Below are 18,806 nucleotides of genomic sequence, written 5' to 3'. Positions count from 1 at the left end.
TTGGTCAACATCAATCTTTACAGCGCACTATAGTTTACCGTATAGTTTTTGCCCGGTTGCACTGTCATTTCATAATACCCGTTAGCAAAGTTGAAGGTAGCACCTTTACATACCGGCTTCGCTTTGCTTTTAAAGCGCAACGTACCCATACCATTGGCTGCATTTACTTTAATTTGTTTACGATTGCAGTATACCTGAATATCGCCGGCTGGCGTAGGCACGGCACCCTGCACCCATTGCAGGCCGCCCAATTGCGGTTCAATAAGATAGTGCGCATAGCCCGGCGCTGTTGGTTTTACGCCCAGGTAATACTTGCCTAACAAATAAATAGGACTGGCGCCCCAGGCATGGCACAAGCTTTTACCAAACGGCCGGCCATACATGGCATAATGCTCCGCTCCTTTTTTATCCGGATTATACTCTTCCCAAAATGACGTAGCACCCAAGTTGAGCATGCCGCCCCAGTAGTCTTTCATCTGCTGCAGCACATAATTTTGCTCACCCATGGCACAAAGGGCTTCCAGCTCGTAGAATCGCATATAGGGGGTAGTAATTTTGGGGATGCTGTTATTCAATAGCACATACTTTTTCACATCCTGCTTCTGCACCTTTGTAAAGTAGTTGAAAAAGATAGAGAACATGTTGGCATAACGGGTTACGTTATCTGTAGGCTTACCATTGATGCGGCTGTGTACCAATGCATGCTTTTGCGGGTTCCAGTAGTAGGCAAACAGCTTCGCCTTTAAATCTTTCGCAGCAGCATTATACAGTATTGCACCTTTACCGTCGTGCATAATATTGGCGCATAAAGCCATAGTTTCGAGGCTACGAGCCAACAGCAACTGTTCAAAGCTTACTTCGCCCTGCTTGCTCAGGCCGTCAGCCCAGTCAATAAACACCCAGTCGCCGGTAAGGCCTTCCATCATGCCATCTTTATTGCGGCGCGACAGGCAGTAGTTCATCAAGCTTTGCATGCGCGGATAAAACTGCTGGATGAAAGTTTTATCGCCGGTATACTGGTAATAATCGTAAATACCGATAAACCAGTAAAAGGTATAATCCATAATGGTATTCACGTGACTCGTAACCGGATCTTTGCCACGTAATGCCGCCAGCGTGCGGGTTACCGTTGGCGAATCAAAATACAGATAGTAATTCATCAGGTAACTCTGGTAAGCATCACCCGACCATACCCAGCGATCGCGCTTAATACCATCTATAAAAAATTCGCGGGTGTTGAGCTGCATGGTATAAGCTGATACCTGCCATATCTTATTGATTTGATCATCGGAACAGCTAAAACTGCCACGTTGCTGAACAGGTGCATACTCATACAGCATCGATACTTTGTCGATGTCTACCGCGTCATCATATTGCACATTCACATAACGAAATGCACGTGATCCATCCAGCGTAATATCACCGATTTGTGGCTGGTCAACATCTATCCTATCCAGCAGTTCGCCGCCTTGGGTATCCAGCGCTTCTTCTTTCGATTCGCCGTAGTAAAGCGTAACTCTACCTTTACCCTTAACGCCTTGCAGCTTAATGTAACCGAACGTTTCCTTACCAAAATCTACCAAAATGAAATGCTTTTGCTTATCCTGGCTAACCGCTTGTTGCGCCACCGTAGGCAGGCGAAAGGTGGATGGCTGCGCCGATGCCTCGTTAAAGTTCCAGGCACCGGCCGACAAATACTGCGTGGCCGATATATCGGATGTTTTACCCGAGGCATCAATCCACTCTTTATCCTCGAAGGTTACCCGCCAGGAGGTATCAGATACCAAATGCGCACTCTTAACAAATACGGCCGGTACACTGCCCTGGTTGTATACCTTTAAACTAATGCGGTGCTTACCTGCCGGTAAAGTTATTTGTTTTGGATAACCGGATATAGCCTTACCATCCAGCTTTAAGTTATACTGTCCCTCAACCGCTATCTCCGCCTCTTCGGGCGCTGCCAATTCAAAATCTTTATGAAAATCAATGAGCACATAATGGCTGTCCAGCTTCCAGAATGGCGGAAAGAATGAGCCGCGTTCGGTACGGCGGTTTTGCATTTTGTTGCTCAGCCATATCTCATAATCGCCTGGGTACCATATCCAGGTGGCTTTGCTTTGGGCCTGTGCCACATCAGCACCAAAGGCCAGCCACAGTGTAACCAAGGCAATTAAATATTTTTTTAATGATATAGGTAGCTTCACAGTCATAAATCAATGTCTGCTAAAAAAGATATAAAGGCCAATCATAACCACCGTTAATAGCGTCCAAGCTAATTTTACGAGTGCTGTGGGTTTAGCAAAATGTTGCACCTCATCCACCTGCGGCTGGTATATTTCGGGTGATGGATCAAACACCGATATTAATGCGGCAACAATCATCAGGAAAGAAAAAATCAAGAATGATAGCATGAGATAGTGCGGCCAGAAATGATATTTATCGGGCGGCAAAACCCACAGATAAACAACGCCCGTAAGTAAACTAAACGCAGACCCGGCAGACAATATCGTATTCACCGCTTTGCGGGTGGTTCTTTTCCAAAACACGGTCAGCAAAAAAACAACAGCTAAAGGCGGTGCAATAAACCCTAATACCGACTGAAATACATCAAACAAGTTCAGCCCTTTAATACTATCAATAGCCAACGCCATGATAACGGCAAACACACAACCGGCAGCTACCGTTAAACGGCCTGTGCGGATAATATCCTGATTAGTAGCCGCGGGGTTAATTTTCTTTACATATACATCCATGGTAAATACGGTGCTCAGCGAATTGAGTGATGAGCCGATGGTACCCACCAGCACAGCAATAAGTACTACGATAACCAAACCGTTCATACCTGGCGGAAACAAATTGGTAACCATTGTCATGTACGCTTCGGCAGGGTCTTTCAGATTAGGGAACAGGATGTAGCAAAGTATACCGGTAAGAATAAACAAGGGCAGCGACAGGATTTTTAGCCAGCCAATAAAGTTGACACCCAATTGCCCCTGCTCCAGGTTTTTTGCGCCCAATACCGACTGTACCATAGCCTGGTCAGTACAGAAAAACGCGATGGCCGATACCGGGTAGCCCAGCAGTATCGCATACCAGGGGTACTTTACATCGCTGGCCGGATGAATTAAATTCCAGTATCCGGCAGGCGCACGGTGATATAGCTCAGATAAGCCACCTGCTTTGTTTATACCTAAGATGGTTAAGGTAAGCGATACGCCAATAAGCAAAATCATCTGGAAAACGTTCACCCTGGCAATAGCTTTCAGGCCGCCGGCAAAGGTGAACAACCCGGCAAATGATACCAGCGCTATGACAGATTGCCACATAGGTATACCCAGTATTTGCCGTACCAAAAAGCCGCCGGCAAACAAGCCCAGCGATAACCAGGAAATAAGAATTTTGATGAGTGCATACCAGGCCAGTATGTTTTGTGTAGAACTGCCATAACGCTTACCCATAAACTCGGGCATGGTAGTAACGCCCGATGCCAGGTAACGTGGTGCAAATACCAGCGCCAGCAGCATCAAAAAAACAAAGGCATACCAATCGAAGTTAACGGCCACAATACCTGTGCTGTACCCTATGCTGGCAAATGCCAGCAGCATCGATGGCCCCACATTGGTACCCCACATATTGAAACCGATACTGGCCCAGCCCAGGCTTTTACTGGCTAAGAACAAGCTTTCGTCGGGCTTTTTACGGCTGGCAAAGCTTGCCCGGTAGCCAATAAAAATGAGTATGGCCAGGTAAGCAGCTACAATTGCGTAGTCTAAAGTGGTAAGTCGTTCTACAATGTTTCCCATTAATTCGGTCAGGCTTTCAGCGCCTCGCGGGTTAAGTTATATTCACTCAAAATATCGTCAACCTTTACCGGAGCGCCGGTTTGCAGTGAGCGGTCCATGGCCTGTAATAAAGCAATTGTGCCTACCCCCTCTTTTACGTTAGGGTAAGCAGTCTGCCCACTTTCCAAGCAATCGGCAAAGTACTCCAGATAATTCTGGTACTCGCCGGCGTGGTGGCTTTTGCCCTCAAAACGGAAATAATGTTTCAGTTTATGCTCCCAGGTGATGATTTGCTCTTCTCCGGTATTGGTTGTTATGGCGTAGCGCAGGTCCATGTAATCGCCCTGACTACAGCCTTCGGTACCCCGCAATATACAGCTCATTTCACTATCGCGCGTCACGGGCTGTACTGGTCCGGTGTAGGCGCCGCTTACGCGGGCAATACGTCCGTCTTTAGCCTTAAATATGAAGTGCATGGTATCTGCATTCTTCAAACCGCCTTTAGCACCGTTGGCGCTCAGCATGCCGTAGCCCATCACCTCTTCAATATCGGGCATGTACCAGCGTATAAAATCGGTGGGGTGGCTTAACCCGCCATACAGCCATTTAAACGCCTGTTGTAACGACCAGGGTTTATCCAGAAACCAGCGATGATCAGCGTGGTAGTACGCTTCGATAGTGATCAGTTCGCCAATTAAACCCGCCTCGTAATCTTTACGCTGGCGTTTCATGGGTTCAAAAAAACGGGAGCTTTGGCCTATAAATACTTTTTTGCCGGTGCTTTCAGATAGCTCAATTAGCTCCTGTGCTTTGCTCAAATCATCAATAAAGGGTTTGGTACATACCACATGCTTACCCGCCTGCAACGCCTCTTTCACATGCCCGGCGTGCAGATGGTCGGGCGTGTAAATGGCAATTGCATCAATCTCGGCATTATTCAGCATGTCCTGGTACTCGGTCGTGTACTGATGAAAATCGAATTCCTTGGCACGCTGCTTACATAGGTCGATATTACGGTCGCACACCATTTTAAGCTCCCATTTGGGGCTTTGCAAGGCTGCCGACATGGTACTGCGGCCTTCTCCTAATCCTAAAATTCCTAATCTGAGCATAATATATTCGGTTTGTTGGGGTTGTTTTAGTTAACAGGCAGCGGTTTAAAGAACACCCACACCTCGCCCGGCTTGGTACCCGGCACGCCTTCCTGATAATTTTTCATGATGTTGTTCCACTCCACCACGCGCGGGTTGTTCAAGGTAGTTTTGGGGTTCAATTCGTCCAGGTTGCTGCCTTTGGGTATGCTGATGACCAGCATCAGCTGGCGGCCTTGCCGGTAAACCAGCAGTTGCTGAAAGTCAGCATTACAAAATCCCTGCGCTACTTCGGGCCATTTTTGAAACTGGGTTTGATGATAGTTTAAATACTCCTGCTGCAACCCAGGGTTGGAAACAAGGTTAGCAGTAAGGATAATGTTATCCCATTCCACAGCAGGTGCTTTACCGGCACAATGCATTTGATTGCTGAAGGTGTAGAATGGCTTATTGTAACCTTTTATCTGTGTGGTTGGATAAGCCTCTTTCAGCACCTTTTGAATATGATCCGGTGTTGGGATATAACCAAAAATCACCAGCCGGTTTTGCCACTTGTAAACAGACGATACAGGGATGCCATTACGCATGCAAATAGCCTTTACTTTATCGGCATCAAGCGCCTGGCCAAGGGTATCCACTAACTCTATCACCTGCGGTTTATCAGCAGTAACATCAAAGCTTACATGGTTTATAGCTGCATGCGAAGGTTTAATAGATTGATAATTCAACAGGTGGCGATATTCGGGCTGCAAGCCGGCGCGCTGTTTTATTGCCGGGGCTACCTGTGGGCCGTTATTGATCCAGGTGTTATTGGGTCCATTGGCATTTTGTAGGAATTTATCGGCCGGGCACCAGTTATCCTTCACCGTAAACCCGGATGACCCTTCATCGCAATACAAGTAAAACCAGTGATGCACATCATGTGCATAAGGTGCCTTATACAAGCTATCTACATAGTTTTCGGTGATAATGGAATTTGGCTGTGCTGATAAGGTATAGATGCCGGACACATCATACAAATGCTTACCATAATGATGGATTTTATTACCCGCTATCCTGTTGCCCGACATAGCGTTGGGCAGTTTGGTCCACCCCCAGCCCAGACTAATGCCGCTGTAGGAAATTTCGGAAATATCATTGTGTTCAATGACGATGTTTTTCACATAGCCTGCCCCTATGCCCACACAGTCCCAATCCTCATTGGTAACGTCGGTAATCAAGTTATTTTCAACGCACTCGTTTGTACATACCTCGCGCGGGTCGGAAGGGTTGTAAGGCAAATGTACCTCCTGTGCTTCATCAGAAAACACGCCCAGCAACAAGCCTGTACCACCAATGTCTTTAAAAAAATTACCTTTCACCACATCATTAGCTGTGCCACGCTGGAAGTCCAGCCCGGTTGAGGCTAAGTGTTCGAAACGGCAGTCTTCAATAACGGTATGGTTAGTATAAGCCAACTCAACCGCCGCTGCCGGGCGGCCTACCCAAGCCTGGTTTTCCAGCCCCTTTTTTTCGGGCGTACCGGGTACTTTAAGTTTATAAGCATCTACCATGTACATACCCGCCTGGTGCGGCACGTGCCCTTGCTGCGAGGGCCGCATCCAGGTAGTATACTGAAAGCTGATGCCTTTGAAGTGCAGATTAAGTACGGGCTTATCAACAGTCCCCACCACCTGCACCAGCTTTTCTAACGCAGGTACTACCACTTTGGCATTTAACAAGTTTTCGCCTTGCCTTGGCCAGTAGTACAACTTGCCCGCTTTAAAATCGGCATACCACTCGCCATGGCTATCTAAAAAGGCAATATGATTCACCAGATAAAAAGCGGAATTGCCGTTCATTTTATGCTCTTTATCAATCACGGCTGCCGGCCAGGGGTGTTCAAACTGAATGCGGCTTTCGGGTTGATGAAAGGTAAGCTTCAGCTTATCGCCCTCGGGCGTTACCGTTTTTACACGCAGGTTGGCAATGGCCCACATTTGGTGTATCACCATTTCCAGCTGACCAACATTTTGTGGCACCTTCATGGCCGAAGCCGGAATCCACATTTCCTGCTTTTGCTTGTCTATAGCCAGTATGCGCTGCATTTGGTTATCATCATCAACCTTGCGTGCACGGTTAGCTTTTTGGCCATTTACCCAAAGCTGCCTGAATTGCAATGACATGCCGTTGAACGACGGAATATCTGTCACCCAAATTTTGCCCTTAGCCTGTAACGGCAAGCCAGAAACATTTGTCTGCAGCTTTTTCCACCCGGTAACATTTACGCCGCCACTAATAATAGGCTGCGCCTGCGGAGCGGCCTCGATAAAGGTTGGCGATGTTTCGGTTCCAGAATCTTCGGGCCGAATAAATACCGGTTCGGTAAGCTGATATTCGCCTCCTATTAAAATAATATGGATACCGCCCTGCACCGATGCATCATTAAGCCGGCGCAACTCGCGTGCCTGGCGCAAGGCTGCAGCCAGGGTAGCTTTTGGGCTGGCCTTTGTACCAGGATTACTGTCTGCCCCGAACGGCGACACCCAGATGTTGGCAGCCTGTACACGCACGCTCAGGCACACAGCCAGTAATATCCATACTATCTTCAACGTAATTTTGGTCATAAGCGGCTATAGCATTCAGGATTGAAAGATTGATTTCAAATAAGCCGCATTAGCGCCAAAATTCCACTTCACATTACGCGGGTCCTTGGCATCGCGCGAGCGCCCGATCACCAGCCAACCGCTCCATTTCATTTTATCGAGCGTCTTTTTTATTTTCTTCAAATCTACTTTAGGGTCGTTTTGCAACCAAACCCCGTCGGTATTGGTACAATGTATCTGGCAGATTCGTTTTTTGCCAAGTATCTTCAACTCTTCGCATATATCGCGGCCATTATCCCAGGCGTTCGCAAAGTTGAAATAGCTTTGTATAGCCGGCGAGCCAACTTCATTCAACAGCTTTGCTTCGTCGGTTGCACTTAAAGATGTTTCGATACCGATGATTACGTCCGCAGCTTCTGCCTTTGGTCCAATCAGTTTTAATCGCTCCACAACGGCAGGACACAGTTCGGGATTCTTGGTCAAGTCGCTGTTTACGCCTAAAGGCAAAAAGGCCACTTTTACGTTCATGGCTTTCATGGTATCAATGCAATCCTGCACCATACGGTCAACTCCATCACGCTTGGCAAACGACTGGGCAAAGAAGCCCGTCATGGCCAATGAGCAGATCTCCAGGTTCAGTTCTTTTGCTTTGTCCAAAAACTGCTGCCTAATTTCGGGCTGCGCCAGCTGGTTATCGAACGTAACGCGGTTACCTAAGCCGCCCATATCTACTTCAACACCATCGGCGCCAATATCTTTGGTTAATTGAAATGCCCCTAACTTTTGCCGTTTCAAAATCATCAAATCTACCACCGCTACTTTATACTGCTGGCCTTTAGCTAATTCAGTAAATGCAGCAGCCCAGCTTTGCTGCTTTGCTAAAAGCAAACCGCCGGTTAGTATAGCACTACTACCTAAAAACTTGCGGCGCGTGTAGTTGATATTTGATGAGGTTTTGACAGTTTTCATAAGCCGGTTAATTAATGGGTTGATGCTGTGTTGTTTTGGGCAGCTGCGGCAAATATTTTCTCCAATTGCTCGAAGCCATGAATGGCGTTGGATGGTAAACGCTCACCTTTTTCGCCAAACACATACATAGCCGGATACTTTTCAATAGTCACTTTGGATTCATCCACCTTGCCATCTGTACCTTTCACCGTATTGATGTTTAAGTTCAGGTGTTGAGCCATGAAATCATACATCGCCATCCGCTTGGACTTGCCGTAGTCGTGCCCTTCGGTCGGAAAATGGGCGTTTTGCACTAATTCTGTTTTGCCATAATAACCATATATATTTTTCAGGTAAGGCAAATCAGTATCCGGTACATTGGCCGACCAGTCTTTACCATCTGATATAACCAGTTGCGGCCTGGGTGCAGCCATGGCGGCCAGTTCATCATTATTGGTACCACCGCCGCAAAGGTGTACCGGCATACCGCTTTCACAAGGGCAGCCGCCCGAAAAATAGCTGGACAGCATCACCACCGGTACGCTTACTTTGATGCGATCATCCAATGCCGTCATCAGCATGGTATGGCTGCCACCGCCGGAGGCACCGGTTATAGCTACCCGTTTAGAATCGGCATTTTTCAAGGTCAATAAGTAGTCGAGAATACGGAAGCTATTCAGCGCCTGTATGGTCATGGCCAAACTGCGCCGATGGTCTTCATCTTTAAATTGCAGCAACGACTCCCCCCAGGCAAACAGATCATAGCTGATGGCCATTGCCCCCATGCGAGCCAGCGTGGCGCAACGGTACTGCTCATCGGCACGATAACGGCCGTCGCCAAAGTGCCCGTCGGGGCATAGCACAACGGGTATCTTTCCTTTTGCTTTTAAGGGCTGATACAGCGATCCGCATATATACAGCCCCGGCAGGGTTTCAATTGCAATGTTTTCAATAGTGTAACCATCCATCACCCGTTTATTGGTGATAATCGGTTTAGAAGCAGGTTTGGCAGGCATAGGCGATAACTTCAACGCCTCATACATACAAGGCTTCAATTCGGCCTTACGCTTTTCCCACCCTGCCAAGTCATGATACTGCGATGCCAGGTAGGCCAGTTTTTCTCGGCCCTCTTCGGGTGTAATGCGCGAATATTCAAAATACTTAAGCTTAAATGCATTGGGGCCTTCCTCGTTCACCTTCATATCCAACGGCGCCAAAACCGCAGCCAGCGTTTTAGCGGCCGTGGGCTTGTAACGCCAGTCGGCATAAGGCACCCAGCGGTCTTTCACCATGTCTTCCGAGTACTTAACCCGCACATGGAAACGATCCTGAATCTCGGTAAGCACTTGTTTCAGGGGCTTTTTGTATTCATGATCCGAATCATTGTACTGGGCCAAAGCAACTCCGCTTAACAACAAGCCTAATAATGTTGAACTTATTTTTTTGAACCGCATCTTATAAATCTTTTGTTTCGCCTTTTACTTCGGGCAGGGTGTAACCTTCTACTTTAGGCCATTCCCCGTTCTTAATCTCAACCAGCTTAAGCTTTTTGGGATTGACTACTACATGCTTGATCCGCTCGCGCCGCCAGGTGTACACGAAATGCACTAAGCCATCATCGGTCTGTATAACGGCGGGGTACGAATACTGGCTGATGGGCGAATCTTCCAGAATGAGCGCGGCATACCACTTGATACCATCCTTAGAAACTGCCACGTTAAGGGGTGTACGAGCCCCCTTGGCCAGTTTGCCGGGAGGCAGCACGTGATTGTATACCAGCAACTGGCGGCCATCTTTTAAAGTCACTGCATCGGTTCCCGAATTATTGTTTGGCAGGTTGGTCTTTTCGAGCGGCGACCAGGTTTTGCCATTGTCGGCCGACCAGGTTTGCAGTATGGTCCTGTTCTGGCTGCGGCACAGCGCCTGCAAGCGGCCATCTTTATGGAACAGAATGCTGGGCTGAATTGCTTTCAAGGTTTTGTCTCCTTCGGGAACATGGGTCATCGTCCAGGTTTTGCCAAAATCAGCACTCATTTCAAAATGTACACGCCAGCCGCCCTCACCTTCGGTACTTGTAGGGCTAATCAGTGTTCCATTTTTAAGCAACACAGGCTTGTTCTTGATAGGTCCCAAATAGCCTTCGGGCAAAGCCTCTTGTGCCGACCAGGTAACGCCACCATCTTTAGATGTTTTGTAATAACCCTTCCAATTAGATGGCTTAGGACCTATTTTGTAAAACAGTATCAATTCACCCTTAGGCACCTGGTACAGTACGGGATTCCAGCAAGGGTAACGCAGGCTATCATTTTGGATGCCGTTGGCCACATTAACGCCTTCCGTCCACTTACCGTTCTCATACCGGCTTACCCAAATACATACGTCCGGGTTGCGCTCCTTGGTACCGCCAAACCATGATGCTACCAAGCCGGCAGGCGTTTGTGCAATAGTTGCCGCATGGCATTCTTTGTAAGGTGCTTTTTCGTAAATAAATTCATCGGTGATGATGCCTTTACGCCACGGGGTGGCACTTTGTGCATAGATACTGCCCATACCCAACGTGCACGAGAGCACCAAGACAGCTATATATTTTTTCAACATGTTAAATGCTTTGATTGATACTTATTGCGCCGATTTTTCAGCTTGCTTAGCCGCTGCTTTTTTAGCTTTCACCGCATCGGTATAAGCCTTAAACATCTGGTGCCAGTTGCGGCCATGTGTATTGAGGTACTGTTCGTTTTTGGTTTTGTAGATCTCAAAAATGGCCGAGATCTGCTTCATGCTCTTAAAATCCACCGCCTGCTCGCGCGCCTGTTTCAGGTTATCAGTAATCACTTTTTCTTCTTCTGGTTTAAGGTTGGGCACAATGGACTTGTATCCGTTCAGGGTAAAAGCTACTTTACCGATAGTATACTTATCCAATACTGCTTCTACCTGGCTTTCAGTTAAGTTTTGGCGCAAACCTGTCATCAAACTTTCGTGAACGGATTTGGGCATGGCCGAAACGGCAATGATCTGCCTGTCAAGCGTAGTTAATGGGGTGCCCGTAGCAGGGTTAATACCTGCCGGTACGGTGGTATAGGGGTGCTCATTGTTCCAATCGCGTATGGTTTTCAGGTGGGTAGCAATGATGGAGGTTAAAGCCTGCTCCTTTTTGCTGTCATTCAAACTCAATGATGCCACCCACTCGACAGCCCGCTTATCAGCGTCTTCGTCAGACTTTGCTTTGGCTTCGGCATTCATAGCCGGTGCTGCCTCGGCTGTGTTGGTTGTTGCCTGCTGTGCATATCCAGCAGAAGCTGTCGCTAACAGCAATGCCGTAAATAACATACCCGGTAATTTTTTCATCCTTCTCATATCGCTAATCAGTTGGTTCAATTGGTTTTTGGGGCAGCAAAGCTGTAGTTGCCCGACCCGGCTTCAAACACAGCCATACCCTTATCCATTTTCAAAAATTTTACGCCGTTGGCCTGGGCCGCTTTTTTACCGCCTTCCGTCACCACATCGGCAGATGATGCCGGGATGGAGATCAAAGCCGTGCAGTTGGCAGGAATAGTAACCTGCCAGTTAAAATTTTTCTCCTTATGCCATTCGCTTTTTACCTGCCCATAAGGCGTTCGGTAAGATGCCTTTACATAAGTAAGCCCTTCTGGGATGTTGGGTTTCATAATTACCTGTTTAAAGCCCGGATTATTAACACCCACTTTTATACCCGCTAAGTTTTGATAATACCAGGTAATCAAATCGCCCAGCAACATAATGTGGTTACCGGAGTTCATGCTCGGGTTGGCGGTATCGCCGTTCCAAAGCTCCCAAATGGTGGTGGCACCATGCTTGGCCATGTACCCCCAGCTGGGGTAATCGGTATTGGTAGCGATGCGGTAAGCCAAATCGGACCGGCCATTTTCAGTCAGGCCACGCATTAGCCATTGCGTACCGATAACGCCTGTACCAATGTGACCGTTATCGGTAGTGAGCACCCGGTTTACTATGTTTTCAAATACGGCTTCCTTATCTGCATCCTGCCTAATATCAAAGTACAACGGCAATAAGTTTGCGGTTACCGTTCCGTTATCATACTGGTGGGTTTGTTGAATAAAAAATCTGGTATTAAAGGCTTCTCTTATTTTGGCAGACAGCGCCGAAAACTCTTGCGCATCCTGCTGCTTGCCCAACATTTTGGCAAAGCGCTTCATCAAAAACAGCATACGGAAATGATAGGCCGTAGCAATAAGCTGCCCGTTGGTATTGCGTGATGAATCGCGCGAGTGGATCAACTCCGGCGACTCGGGCGGCACGCACCAGTCGCCATATTTATCCTTCGTCATGATATAATCCTTCATGTATTTGGCTTGCATATAGCTCAACCATTTCTTCATGGACGGATAATGTTTTTCGACAGGCCGAATATCGCCATATTGCTTGTATAGCATGTCGGCAATCAGCAGGTAGGTGCCGGGCCAGGTCATGTTATCACTATAGTAATTCCAGTAAGCCGGGGCTACATCAGGTATGGCGCCTTCAGGCGTTTGGGCATCCTCAATATCGTCCAGCCATTTGGCGTACAGCTTATGGTTATCAAACACAAAGCTTTCGCCCAAACATCCTGTAGCACGATCACCCAGCCAGGGCATACGCTCATTACGTTGCGGACAATCAACCGGCATACCTTTGTAGTTGCTTAGTATACCCCAGTAAGCATTTCTACAAATTTGGTTGATGATGGGGTTGGATGTCTCAAACTGGCCGGTGTTGGCTAAAGCATCATAAACCACGTGCCCTTCAAAATCGCTCTTATCGGGCTTGCGATAGCCCGTAATTTCTACATAACGGAAACCATGGTACACAAACACGGGATGCCAGATTTCGGTTGCCCCTCCTTTCAGTGTATAAACATCGGTTACTTTCGCATCGCGCAGATTAGCCGTGTATAACTCGCCATTCGTCTGCAATGTTTCAGCAAAGCGGAGCGTTACTTTGTCGCCGCGCTTGCCTTTCACTTTCATTTGCACCCAGCCCGAAAAGTTCTGGCCCATATCCATAATACAGGTACCGGGTTTGAGCTCAGTAAGGCTCACCGGCTTAATAATTTGCATCACTTTGATATGCTCACTCATCTGGGCGGCAAGCCGTCCGGCTGGTGCAGGTACTATTTCTGGTTTCAACCATTTGCTATCATTATAGCCAACATGGGTCCAGCCGGTAAGCTCTTTGGTGGCATCGTATTCTTCACCGTCATATTCGTTATTACTGCGAATAGGGCCATCGGCGGTCATCTTCCAGCTACCATCACTCACTACCAGTTTTTTTGTACCGTCGGTGTACTCAACTTCCAGTTGCAGCAGCATTTTCGGGAAACCAAACTCCTTGATCTTTTTCGGCTTATACTTGGGTCGCATAGTAAAGTAGCGCCCGTTGCCCAGCACCGCGGCAATGGCATTGCTGCCTTTTTTGAGCAGCGGTGTTACATCAAACGTATTGTATAAAACAGATTTATTATAGTCGGTAGGCATTTGTGCCAGCACTTGGTCGCCAACTTTATTGCCGTTTATATACAGTTCATAATGCCCTAACCCAACCACATAAACCATAGCCCGTTTAACGGCTGCTGCCGAGCGGAACTCCTTGCGGAAATATCTTGCTGACAACCGCGAGAACTTTGAAACACTATCCCAAGCAAAGCCGTGTTCGGCACCTACCCAGCATGCTTTCCAGTCGGCGGGTTTAAGCAGCCCCGTGCTCCAGTTGGCGGGTTTGCTCCAGTTGCTTTCGCCAGTGGAGGTCCATACCTTTACCTTCCAGTAGCAGGGCATGCGGCTACCCAGCGCCTTGCCAGCGTAAGGAACCATAATCGACTCTTCGGAACTAACCTTATGCGAATCCCATAAATCGCCCTGATTGGCAGCGAGCCTTTGTGGCGATGAAGCTACCAGTATATGGTAAGCAGTTTGCATTACGCCACGCTCCTCGCTCAATATCTGCCAGCTCAGGCGGGGCTGTGCCGCATCAATTCCCTGCGGGTTAACCAACATTTCGCAACGCAGGTTTTGCAATTGGATATTAGCAGCACGGGCCAACTTTGCCGCAAACAGCAGGCATATCAGCAATGCAAAGGCGGTATGTTTTATTATTCGCTTTATCATGTTATCTACCCGAAAAATCAAAATATAAATTTAGTTCTTTAGCGCGCCAACGGTCTTTGTCGTAGTCATAATAACCGTGTTTCATACCCATTGGCCCGGTGGTTTCTGCCCGCTGGGTCTTGGTACCAATGGCGGCTATGCCCTGCATAAATGATATATCGCCAGAAGGGAACTTAAGCATATAATTATGCCAGGCATCATCCTTAAACGCCGGGGTAAACAGTCGCAAAAAGGTATCCTCATCTTCGGCAACTACGGTAAAGGGCTGGCCTTGGGTATGAAACTTACACCAGTACAGGTTGGCATAATAGCCCTTGAATTCGGGGTACACCCAGGCCTCACCTGTTTCAGTATTGTTGTAATTCTTTTTCCATACACCCAGGCGGGTTCCTTTCATACGGTTTTTCCAAACCCGGTAAGGGCCGCTACCCATATACTCCACCGATTTCATCTGGCTTTCGGGAAACGAGAAGTTAACACCTACAAACTCCGTGAAATAATCACCCGGAAAATAGCGTACCTGCATTTTTACCCAGCCAGATGGATAAATGGTCCACTGCAGGGTATTGTAGCTGCTCTTTTTATCGTAAGTAGATTCGATAATTAGGTTTTTGCCTTCCATGCGCTGAATAAAACCTGCAAAGTTATTTACGCCCTGCTGCATAATAGGCCCATTTGTAAAAGGTATAGCGCCTTTTGCATTCTCGACACGTTGCAGTAAACCTGTATTTTTGTTGATAGCGAGCTTAATGCCATTAGCAGAAACCAGGTACAAAGAATCGACTATAGTAACATTCACCGTGCTTTGCGCATCTTTAACCACCAACGTGCGGGCGGCCCGTTCGGGACGGGTAATGGGCCAGCTCCAGGTAAACAGTTCGCGGTGGTAGAGGTCGGTTACCGTGATATACAAAAAGTCATAGCTTTTCCAGTTATTGGGCAGACTTAGTTGCAGATCGCCTTTCTCAAACGGCTGAATGTTGGGCGATACGATGGCAAAGCTTTGCTCGGCTGCTTTATTTTTTCCGTAAGTATCAGCCGCACGCACCAGCTTACCGCTAAAAGTACATTGGTTGAGATTGGTAAAATTATATCGGTTTTCGAGATGAAATACACCATCGAACGAAGAGGTCAGCTCGCGACGCTCAAAGTATACCGGCGACCATACTTCTTTAATTGTAAAAAAGCTGCCTTCCTTTTCGCGGTAAGGGCCCACAATACCATCGGAACCATGATCGCCATCAGTATCAATTTTGCCGTTTTTGTCGGTACGCACTACGCCCTGGTCGGCGAAATCCCACAGAAAGCCTCCGGCCGATAGCGGATTGCGCCACATGGCTTCCCAGTAATCCTGCAGACCGGCACCATGACCGCCATCATACAAACCATGTAAAAACTCTGTGGGCATAACAATGCTGTGGCCGTTATCATAGTTACCTATACCGTAATTATAGTCGCGGTAATGTTGGGTATCAAATCCGCCGAAATCCTGCCAGGCATGCAGCAACGGCCGCTTTTGTATATCGCCCTGGCGTAGCACCGGGTCCAGCTCTGGATTGGAGCCGCCCTCGTTACCGTTCACCCAAAAAACGATTGATGGATGATTTTCATCATGGGCCAGCATTTCATTAGCCAGTTTGGTACCGGTAACTTTATCGTAATTGCCGTGCCAACCGGCCAGTTCATCAAGCACAAACAGCCCTAGCGAATCGCATACGTCCAAAAAATGATCATCGGGCGGGTAATGCGACATACGCACGGCATTCATATTCATATCCTTAATCAGGTTCACATCGGCAATGCTAATTTCCTTATTTAAAGCTCTACCTGTAGACGGCCAGAACGAATGGCGGTTTACACCCTTGAATTTCATTTTGGTGCCGTTCACATAAACGCCATCGCGCGATTTTACTTCGATGGTACGAAATCCGAAATGCTGTTTTACCGTATGCACCGCTTTACCATTTTGCGATAAGGTTAATACCGCCTGATAAAGGTTAGGAAACTCGGACGACCATAGTTTAGGCGAAGCTAATTTAGTTTGCAGATTAACGATAGTATCACCTGCTTTAACAGAAGTCCTTACTGCCTCGCCTGCTTTACTACCATCTGCGTTATACAGCTGTGCAGATAAAGTTCCATCAGCTTGAATTGAATTAAGGTGAACGTTACTTTTAAATACGCCGCTGGCCTGTGCATCTAAAGAAATTCGGCTTATGTGCTGAACCGGCAAGGCTTCCAAGTAAACCGGCCGGAATATGCCGCCAAAAATCCAGAAATCGCCTTTGCGTTCGGCTGCATTAACCGATTCATTGGCGGAGTGCTTGGCTACCTTAACCTCAAGCAGGTTGCTGCCGTTTGGGTTCAGCAATTGGGTAACATCGTATTTAAAAGCATAATAAGCGCCCTGGTGTACAGGGCCGGCCAGTTTGCCGTTCACTTTCACCTCCGCATCGGTCATTACCCCTTCAAAAACCAGGTTAATGGTTTGCCCCTTAAAGTTGGCGGGTGTTTTAAATTTGTACCGATACAAGCCTACTTCCTTACCGCGTGAACTATCCTTGTTAAAACCATAATTGTACTTGCCAAACCCTTGTAGTTCCCAGTTGGAGGGCACCGGTATGGTGGTCCACTTACCTGAATTGTGGCCGGCGGTACAGAAAAACTGCCATTTTACGGTCTGATTACTACCCGTGCCTGATAAGTACAGCCGTTGCGTTTGCTGTGCAAAGGCGGTTACCACGCAAGTGGTAAACCAAAACAAGACGAGTACTTTCAGGCAAGCGGCTTTCATGCAAAATGTTACGGTTGATAAGTATAATGTAATGGGTTATCGGTACGGAAAGGAGCCGCAGGCATGCCATCTTTGTTATAAAAATTGGGCTGTGCATCTTCTACCCATCCAAACCGTACGTTGGTAGGATTGGAAACAGAAGATGAGGAAACAATAACTTTGTTACCTTTAATTATCGCATCGGCAGCTACGAATTTGCCATCAGCACCGGCAAGGGTGAAATAAGTCAGTGGCTTACCATCATGGCTTGCCAAGCCGCTACCAATGTGATCAAACTCCAGTTCCACCAGGTTGCCTTTTGTTTTCATACGCTTAAACGTTGGACCTGAGTAAACCAGCTTTTTGTAACCGTAGGTTTTGGCTAAGGCCAGCAAAGCCAATCTGCGGCCAACCTCCCATTTAAAAGGCGGATGCAGGTTGTTGACGTCATCATTCAAGTCGGTGGTGATGATCATACCAGTATGCGGTATCTGCAAAGCCGCGGTTTGCGCTTCGCGGAATTCGGGTAGTGTTTGCGGTGTATAGGTTACCTGCCCCTTACTCTTGGAGTAATAGAACGGCGCTATTTGCACGTAATAAAATGGCAGTTTATCATTTTGCCACAGTTTGCGCCAACTGTTAACCAAAGCCTGCATTTTGTAAGTGTAGCTGATGGTTTCACCCAAAAAACAGTTGCTCTCGCCCTGGTACCAAAGCCATCCCTTAATGGCAAACGGAGCCAGCGGGGCAATCATTTTTTGATAGAACTTTCCCGGATCGCCTTCTGCCTTTGTGCTTTTTAAATAAGGTTCTTGTGTAAAAGCATCTGCGGGTATCCAAGGCTCTATGCGGCTACCACTTACTGAAGAGCAGATTACCCCCACGGGCACCTGTAACCGGGCCTGCAAGTTTTTAGCAAAGAAATAACCTGCGGCTGAGAATGCACGCAGAGCCGAATCTTGCGCTATGCTCCAGCCCTGGTGGGTAGTATCTGGTTTCAACAAATTCTTTTGCGTGGCCATGAAGATACGGATGGCAGGGTTATGCGCGCGCTCCAGTTCATCAACCGGCGAATTCACGGTGCTGGTGTCGGACTTGTGTACCTTGCTGTTTTTACGCATTTCATACTGCATGTTCGACTGGCCCGAACACAGCCAAACCTCACCCACCAGAATATCGTTTAGCCGGATGGTATTAGTGCCGGAAATAAGTAGCGTTTGGCCCTGTGGTGATGCTGGCATGGCGTTTAACCATACCTTCCAATTACCGGCCGCATCAGTTGTAGTTTTTTTGAGCTGGCTGCCAAATTGCACAGTAACAACCTCGCCCGCAGCAGCCTTTCCCCAAACGGGTACCGGCTGGTTACGCTGTAACACCATGCTGTGACCCAGAATTTTAGGCAGCACCACCTCTGCCCTTCCGCTCAGGGAAACGAGCAGTAGCGCCAGCAGTAAACAAACCAAAATCCGAACCTTTAAGCAATGCAT

11 protein-coding genes are annotated in these 18,806 nt (G+C 47.7%); all 11 read right to left on the bottom strand.

From position 1 onward, the window contains the following. Positions 1-17: 17 nt before the first annotated feature. The 11 genes from KHS38_RS10895 to KHS38_RS10845 are packed head-to-tail and all read right to left on the bottom strand — an operon-like array spanning position 18 to position 18,806. Positions 18-2,210, bottom strand: a complete 2,193-nt coding sequence (locus KHS38_RS10895) for an alpha-L-rhamnosidase-related protein (protein ID WP_213488582.1) — start codon at positions 2,208-2,210, stop codon at positions 18-20. A 3-nt stretch (positions 2,211-2,213) separates the two neighbouring features. Continuing rightward, on the bottom strand, positions 2,214-3,803 hold the full coding sequence (locus tag KHS38_RS10890; protein WP_213488581.1) for a sodium:solute symporter family transporter: 1,590 nt from the start codon (positions 3,801-3,803) through the stop codon (positions 2,214-2,216). An 8-nt stretch (positions 3,804-3,811) separates the two neighbouring features. Then, positions 3,812-4,894, bottom strand: a complete 1,083-nt coding sequence (locus tag KHS38_RS10885; protein ID WP_213488580.1) for a Gfo/Idh/MocA family protein — start codon at positions 4,892-4,894, stop codon at positions 3,812-3,814. A 26-nt stretch (positions 4,895-4,920) separates the two neighbouring features. After that, positions 4,921-7,479, bottom strand: a complete 2,559-nt coding sequence (locus tag KHS38_RS10880) for an L-rhamnose mutarotase (protein ID WP_213488579.1) — start codon at positions 7,477-7,479, stop codon at positions 4,921-4,923. 15 nt (positions 7,480-7,494) lie between these two features. Beyond that, positions 7,495-8,427 carry a sugar phosphate isomerase/epimerase family protein gene (locus KHS38_RS10875; RefSeq protein WP_213488578.1) on the bottom strand — a complete coding sequence of 311 codons (933 nt, stop codon included), beginning with the start codon at positions 8,425-8,427 and terminating at the stop codon, positions 7,495-7,497. 11 nt (positions 8,428-8,438) lie between these two features. Next, entirely contained in the window at positions 8,439-9,860 is a 1,422-nt protein-coding gene (locus KHS38_RS10870) for an alpha/beta hydrolase family protein (protein WP_213488577.1), read from the bottom strand. A 1-nt stretch (position 9,861) separates the two neighbouring features. Further along, positions 9,862-11,004, bottom strand: a complete 1,143-nt coding sequence (locus tag KHS38_RS10865) for a sialidase family protein (protein WP_213488576.1) — start codon at positions 11,002-11,004, stop codon at positions 9,862-9,864. 21 nt (positions 11,005-11,025) lie between these two features. Next, positions 11,026-11,760 carry a DUF3826 domain-containing protein gene (locus KHS38_RS10860; RefSeq protein ID WP_249665367.1) on the bottom strand — a complete coding sequence of 245 codons (735 nt, stop codon included), beginning with the start codon at positions 11,758-11,760 and terminating at the stop codon, positions 11,026-11,028. Positions 11,761-11,777: 17 nt separating this feature from the next. Continuing rightward, a complete protein-coding gene (locus KHS38_RS10855) occupies positions 11,778-14,546 on the bottom strand; it encodes an alpha-L-rhamnosidase (protein ID WP_213488575.1) in 2,769 nt (922 codons plus the stop codon). Position 14,547: 1 nt separating this feature from the next. Further along, on the bottom strand, positions 14,548-17,340 hold the full coding sequence (locus KHS38_RS10850; RefSeq protein WP_213488574.1) for a glycoside hydrolase family 2 protein: 2,793 nt from the start codon (positions 17,338-17,340) through the stop codon (positions 14,548-14,550). A gap of 8 nt (positions 17,341-17,348) precedes the next feature. Further along, positions 17,349-18,806, bottom strand: a complete 1,458-nt coding sequence (locus KHS38_RS10845; protein WP_249665366.1) for a sialate O-acetylesterase — start codon at positions 18,804-18,806, stop codon at positions 17,349-17,351.

Origin of the sequence: Mucilaginibacter sp. Bleaf8, from assembly GCF_018390515.1 — a bacterium.
Classification (GTDB): Bacteria; Bacteroidota; Bacteroidia; order Sphingobacteriales; family Sphingobacteriaceae; genus Mucilaginibacter.
The sequence above is the reverse complement of the archived record's forward strand: the minus strand, read 5'-3'. Positions and strand labels throughout refer to the sequence as shown.

Coding starts and splice junctions, on each gene's coding strand:
- KHS38_RS10895 (WP_213488582.1), bottom strand. CDS start 2,210: ATGACTGTGAAGCTACCTATATCATTAAAAAAATATTTAATTGCCTTG.
- KHS38_RS10890 (WP_213488581.1), bottom strand. CDS start 3,803: ATGGGAAACATTGTAGAACGACTTACCACTTTAGACTACGCAATTGTA.
- KHS38_RS10885 (WP_213488580.1), bottom strand. CDS start 4,894: ATGCTCAGATTAGGAATTTTAGGATTAGGAGAAGGCCGCAGTACCATG.
- KHS38_RS10880 (WP_213488579.1), bottom strand. CDS start 7,479: ATGACCAAAATTACGTTGAAGATAGTATGGATATTACTGGCTGTGTGC.
- KHS38_RS10875 (WP_213488578.1), bottom strand. CDS start 8,427: ATGAAAACTGTCAAAACCTCATCAAATATCAACTACACGCGCCGCAAG.
- KHS38_RS10870 (WP_213488577.1), bottom strand. CDS start 9,860: ATGCGGTTCAAAAAAATAAGTTCAACATTATTAGGCTTGTTGTTAAGC.
- KHS38_RS10865 (WP_213488576.1), bottom strand. CDS start 11,004: ATGTTGAAAAAATATATAGCTGTCTTGGTGCTCTCGTGCACGTTGGGT.
- KHS38_RS10860 (WP_249665367.1), bottom strand. CDS start 11,760: ATGAGAAGGATGAAAAAATTACCGGGTATGTTATTTACGGCATTGCTG.
- KHS38_RS10855 (WP_213488575.1), bottom strand. CDS start 14,546: ATGATAAAGCGAATAATAAAACATACCGCCTTTGCATTGCTGATATGC.
- KHS38_RS10850 (WP_213488574.1), bottom strand. CDS start 17,340: ATGAAAGCCGCTTGCCTGAAAGTACTCGTCTTGTTTTGGTTTACCACT.
- KHS38_RS10845 (WP_249665366.1), bottom strand. CDS start 18,806: ATGCATTGCTTAAAGGTTCGGATTTTGGTTTGTTTACTGCTGGCGCTA.